The 550-nt window shown below is 43.5% G+C and carries 1 protein-coding gene; it reads left to right on the top strand.

Annotated features, from left to right (window positions below; all coding sequences use genetic code 11):
• A partial coding sequence (locus H5159_RS20780; protein ID WP_182780973.1) for an Ig-like domain-containing protein occupies window positions 1-550 on the top strand: 550 nt, incomplete at both ends.

Below are 550 nucleotides of genomic sequence, written 5' to 3'. Positions count from 1 at the left end.
AATTAACGGCAATGATGAAAACGTAAACGTTGAAATTACAGGTACCACAACGGGTGTTGAAGACAACCAAACGGTAACAGTGGTAGTAACAGATGAAGCCGGTAATGAGCGCAGCTTTGAAGCCACCGTTACCAATAATACTTACACAATTACCGGTGCAAACTTATCAGGTCTTAACGATGGCGAATTAACTGCCACAGCCACAGTCAGTGATAAAGCTGGCAATACAGCAACCGATACAGACACCGCCATTCACGATAAAACAGCAGTAACCAGCATTGATGTTGCAACAGGTGATGACACTGTTATTAATACCGCAGAGCAAAGTGATGTAGTTGTAAGCGGTATAATAGAAGAGGCTGATGCTAACCAAACAGCCACTGTGGTATTTACCGATGTGAACGGAGATAAAGTCACGGTTGAAGACGTCGCGATTAATGCAGCCGGTGAGTGGGCAATAAATGCCACTAATATTTCAGGCCTTGCTGATGGTGAAATTACAGCAAGTGTTAGCGCACTAGATGTTGAAGGTAATTTAGCCACAAACGAA

The organism is Pseudoalteromonas sp. SG43-1, assembly GCF_014164415.1.
GTDB classification, from domain to species: Bacteria; Pseudomonadota; Gammaproteobacteria; order Enterobacterales; family Alteromonadaceae; genus Pseudoalteromonas; species Pseudoalteromonas distincta.
The sequence above is the reverse complement of the archived record's forward strand: the minus strand, read 5'-3'. Positions and strand labels throughout refer to the sequence as shown.